The sequence below is a fragment of the Arthrobacter sp. JCM 19049 genome (assembly GCF_001310435.1).
Map to the genome: position 1 here is coordinate 1 of NZ_BAXF01000173.1, position 4,267 is coordinate 4,267.

At 66.3% G+C, this 4,267-nt stretch carries 6 protein-coding genes and 2 pseudogenes; 7 read left to right on the forward strand and 1 reads right to left on the reverse strand.

From position 1 onward, the window contains the following. Positions 1-403: pseudogene (locus tag JCM19049_RS08800) on the forward strand (glycosyl transferase); the annotation flags it as partial. Positions 404-521: 118 nt separating this feature from the next. Here JCM19049_RS08800 and JCM19049_RS08805 read toward each other — a convergent pair. Continuing rightward, positions 522-1,032 (reverse strand): annotated as a pseudogene (locus JCM19049_RS08805) (Dps family protein). A gap of 377 nt (positions 1,033-1,409) precedes the next feature. Here JCM19049_RS08805 and JCM19049_RS08810 point away from each other — a divergent pair. The 6 genes from JCM19049_RS08810 to JCM19049_RS08830 all read left to right on the forward strand — a co-directional run. Then, positions 1,410-1,598: a hypothetical protein gene (locus JCM19049_RS08810; protein WP_054821403.1), complete on the forward strand. Its 189-nt coding sequence runs from the start codon at positions 1,410-1,412 to the stop codon at positions 1,596-1,598. 88 nt (positions 1,599-1,686) lie between these two features. Continuing rightward, positions 1,687-1,983 (forward strand): hypothetical protein, encoded by a 297-nt coding sequence (locus JCM19049_RS08815; RefSeq protein WP_054821404.1) that lies wholly within the window; start codon positions 1,687-1,689, stop codon positions 1,981-1,983. A 147-nt stretch (positions 1,984-2,130) separates the two neighbouring features. Beyond that, positions 2,131-2,424, forward strand: coding sequence for a hypothetical protein (locus JCM19049_RS19655; protein WP_279402799.1), 294 nt, complete (start codon positions 2,131-2,133; stop codon positions 2,422-2,424). Positions 2,425-2,479: 55 nt separating this feature from the next. Then, the gene (locus JCM19049_RS08820; protein ID WP_279402801.1) at positions 2,480-2,740 is read left to right on the forward strand and encodes a DUF3060 domain-containing protein; all 261 of its coding nucleotides are present in this window, start codon (positions 2,480-2,482) and stop codon (positions 2,738-2,740) included. Positions 2,741-2,803: 63 nt separating this feature from the next. Then, positions 2,804-3,535 carry a response regulator transcription factor gene (locus JCM19049_RS08825; protein ID WP_054821406.1) on the forward strand — a complete coding sequence of 244 codons (732 nt, stop codon included), beginning with the start codon at positions 2,804-2,806 and terminating at the stop codon, positions 3,533-3,535. Positions 3,536-3,744: 209 nt separating this feature from the next. Next, positions 3,745-4,267, forward strand: a 523-nt coding sequence (locus JCM19049_RS08830) for a sensor histidine kinase (protein WP_279402800.1), incomplete at its 3' end; no start/stop codon positions are given.

Here is a 4,267-nt window from a genome sequence, read left to right on the forward strand (position 1 = left end):
CGACGCCGACAGCCGGGTGCCGGTCAACTGGCTGACGGTGCTGCTGGCCGCGGCCCGGGGCGCGGACGCGGTGCTGGGCACTGTGCAACCCGATGAGAAGGAGTTGGAACCCCACCGCTACCGGCAGTGGCGGCGGCACTACCGTCCCGAACCCGGTCACGGGCATGTACATGGGGCAAACCTGGCGTTCAATGCCGCCCACTACCTGCGCGCCGGCGGATTTGAACCGGTCACCGCGCATGAGGATGTGAGCCTGGTGCGCCGGCTGCGGGCGGCCGGTGCCCGGCTGCACGCCACCGCCCAGATCCCGGTGGTCACCTCCGGCCGGCTGACCGGTCGCCTGCAGGGCGGGTTCGCGGACTATCTGGCGGGCCTGGAATCACGCGCGCTGCTGGGGCGCTAAGGCCCCACGGCCGGCTCTGGTGCGGATGACAACTTGCGCAGACGGCGAGCGGCACGCCCCACGAGGGGACGTGCCGCGAAAAACTGGCCGCCGGCCAGAGCCGGAAAACCGGACCGGGTTATGGCTTGCGGTTTTCGGCGCTGATGAACCAGGCCTGCTGTTCCAGTTGCGAGATGTACTCATGCAGGATGTCAGCCGAGGTCGGGTCGGCCTCATCCACTGCGTCATGCACCCGGCGCATGACTCCCACCGTGGTCTGCACGGCGTCGACCATCAGGTCCACGGCCTTGGTGGTCAGAATCTCGCCGTTCGTGGGCTGCTCCAGCTCGGTGTACTTCGATACGGTGCCCACCAGCGTCCGGGGTGGCGTGCAATGCCCGCATACGTTCGGCGATCTCGTCTGAACCCTTGCGGGCGATGTCCACGACCTCGTCCAGGTTCAGGTGCAGGTCGCGGAAGTTCGGGCCCACAATGTTCCAGTGCGCCTGCTTGCCCACAAGCTGCAAGTCGATCAGGTTCACCAGGACCGACTGCAGGGCATCACGCAGCTCCTCGGTGGCGACGAAACCGTTCTCGGCGTTTTCCCGCTTGGTCTTCCCTGCTGGTGTCTTCTTTACGGAATCAGACAAGGTTTGCTCCCCCTTCAGGTGGTCACTTCAACTTGCTTTCCAACAACCCTTGGCGGTTACGGCCAAGGGCCCTAATTTGAACTCTAACCCTCCGCGCCCGGGATGTGTACCTCGGTCCCGTTCTTTCACCTGCTTCCAAGGTTTTACCCGGTTGTTCACCTCCTCCACCGTTCCACAAGCCGCGCGTTCCTGCGGAAGCAGGCAGGGAAGGGCCTGCTGGGAACGCCTTTGGCCAATACTGGCAATCCCCATGGAATGCACTTTTGGATGCGGGTTGGCTGCGGGCCGGGCAGTATCGTGGCTAGTCCAATCGATTCCGGCACCAGGGGGGCGGCAGCCGCCGCCGCTGGATCGCCGCAGAACGAAGGAGGGACACAATGTTCGGACACCGACATCCCACCGAGCCACCGGTCACCCCGCATGACCCGACCGGGCCCATGGAACCGCCCAGCGACCCCACGGCCCCACCGGAACCGCACACCGACCCGACCGGGCCGACCCAGCCGCCGCTGGATCCCACTGCCCCGCCACCGCCACCGGAACCGGAAACCCAGCCGGAACGCTAGAACCGGGCCAACGCCGGATCTGCCCGCCGGGCGGACACCGGACCGGCGCGGATGCTGAATCAACCACACGGAATCAGGAGGACGGCTCATGCAGAACACCTCGAACAACCAGGACAAGGCCAACGAGCAGGACGCCAAGCTGAAGGACCACGTCTCGGACCCCAAGCTCTCCGGTGACATCGGTCAGGACTGGACCGATGAGGGCGGCGCCACCCACCAGGCGCGGCGACCGCAACCCCGGCGCACGCCGACGAATCGTAGGCCCCGAAAAACCCACGGCTACCGCCTCCACCTGCCTACGGGTGTGACCGGCAGATGGTCGGCGCGGCTGGCATCAGGACACTGGTGCCAGCCGCTTTTCGTCTGCGGCCCGCTATCTGCGTGAAGATTGCCTGTCGCAAAACTGCGACAACCCTGAAACAGCGGTGCGACCTGCCCTGGACCGAAACCCCATAGGCTCAAGTAGAAAGATTGATTTTGGCGGGATCCCCGCCTTGACGATAAGGAGTCGTTCACCGTGGAAAAGAAGACAATGCATAGCGCGGGGCTCTCGCTGGCGGTCCTCCTGCTCGCCTCCGCCGCGTTGAGCGGTTGTGTGAGCGTGCAACCGGAAAACGGCACCGAAACCTCCAGCGGACCGATCACCAGCCCCTCGGCCCCGGAGCAGGGCACTCAGTCCCCCACCGCGCAGCCGAGCCCCAGCTCCTCCGCCCCGGCGGCCACCTCTTCCCAGCCCCGCCGCGACGGGCGCCCAGGAGGCGAGCTTCTCGGAAATCTTCAAGAGCATCAATTCCAACGCCGCCAGGAAGCTGGAGTGCCTGGATGAGGATCATGGCCAGAACGACGCCGATGACCTGTACATCAAGGACAAGAACACGGTCATCAGCATCACCGGCGACTGTGACGACGTGGTGGTCAGCGGGGACAACCTGGTGATTGCCGCCACCGAGATTGATGACCTGATCGTGCGCGGGAACAACAACGTCATCGCGGTGCAGGACCTGGACAACGTGGAGGTCAGCGGTTCGGGCAACCACGTGGGCTGGGATCCGGCCTATGAGGATGACCCGGATGTGGAGAACCACGGGCCCAAGAACGTGTTGCGCCACGACGCGGTGGGCAGCGCCGAACTGGATCTCTAGGCCGCAAGCTCAATAGGCTGGGACCCTGTCCACCACCCGCCCACCGGTAAGGAAACTTCGCCCATGACCGCTAGCGACGGCGCCTCGGTCCTGCTCGTTGATGACGAGCAGGACATTTTGGCCACCCTGGGCGGCTACCTGCGCCGCAGCGGACTGGAGGTGCACACCGCCGGCAACGGCGCCGAGGCACTGCAGCTGCTGGAGAGCCAACCGGTGTCGGTCATCGTCTCGGATGTGATGATGCCCTACCTGGATGGCAGGGCGCTGCTGCGCACCCTGCGTGAACGCGAGGACTGGACCCCGGTGATCCTCTTGACAGTGGTCGGGGAGGCCGACGAACGTTCGGCGGCGCTGGACGAGGGAGCCGATGACTACCTGAACAAGCCCTTCGCCCCGCAGGAGCTGCTCTCCAGGATCCGGGCGGTGCTGCGCCGCCTGCAGTCCGCCACCCAGTCGCTGGGCAGCGCCCAGGTGCTGGTGGCCGAACACGCCGGGGGCACGTTAAAACTGGACCGCTCGGCGCGGCGGCTATGGAATTCGGGGGTCGAGGTCACCTTGACGCCCAAGGCGCTGACGCTGCTGGAATACCTGTTGGCCCGGCCCGACGAGGTGCACAGCCGTGAACGGCTGCTCGAAACCCTGTGGGGCTTTGAATTCGCTGTCTCCACCCGTGCGGTGGACCACCGGATCGCCGAGATCCGCCGCTCCTTTGGTGATGATGCTGCGGCCCCCACCCTGATTGAAACGGTGCCCGGCCACGGGTACCGCCTGGCCGCGCAGGTGCGCCGTGGCTAGGGTACGGACCACCATCGACACCGGCCGCCGTGCCGCCGACGGGGCCCAGCGCGTACTGTTGTCCGCGTTGTTCAGCATCCCGGTGCTCGCCCTGGCGGCCGCGATCCTGCTGTTCTTCTTGGCCGGCGGATTGGACCTGTCCATCCTCATGCCGCTGTGGCTGGTGCCGCTGGTCCTTGGGGCCGCGGCCTTCACCGGCTGCGGCCCTGGTGCTGCGCCAGCGCCGCAGCACCGAGCGGCAAATCCAGGACCTGCGGGCCAAGATCACCTCCGAGGGCGACCAAGCCCGGCGGCTTTCCCGGATGGTTGGGGACCTGCGCGGGCTGGCCGAGCTGGAGGTCGCCCAACTTGAACGCGTTCAGTGGACGTGGAACAGCTGTTGCGTGACGTGCTGGATGACACGGACGAAGGACCCCAGGGCCGGGACGCCGAACAACGCCGGATCTCCCTGCACCTGCCAAGGCTCCATGGCCGCTGCCGGCAATTCAGGCGACCCGGACCTGCTGCGCCTGAGCCTGCACAACCTGTTGAGCAACGCCATCAAGTACTCGTCGGCCGGGGACAGCATCGAGATCACCGCCCAGGAACTGGATGGCTCGCTCATCATTGACATTGCCGACACCGGTCGCGGGATCCCGGAGGAGGAACAGGACCTGGTGCTGGAGGAGCTGGCCCGCGCCTCCAACGCCCGGGACATGCCCGGCTCCGGGATCGGTCTGGCGCTGGTGCGGG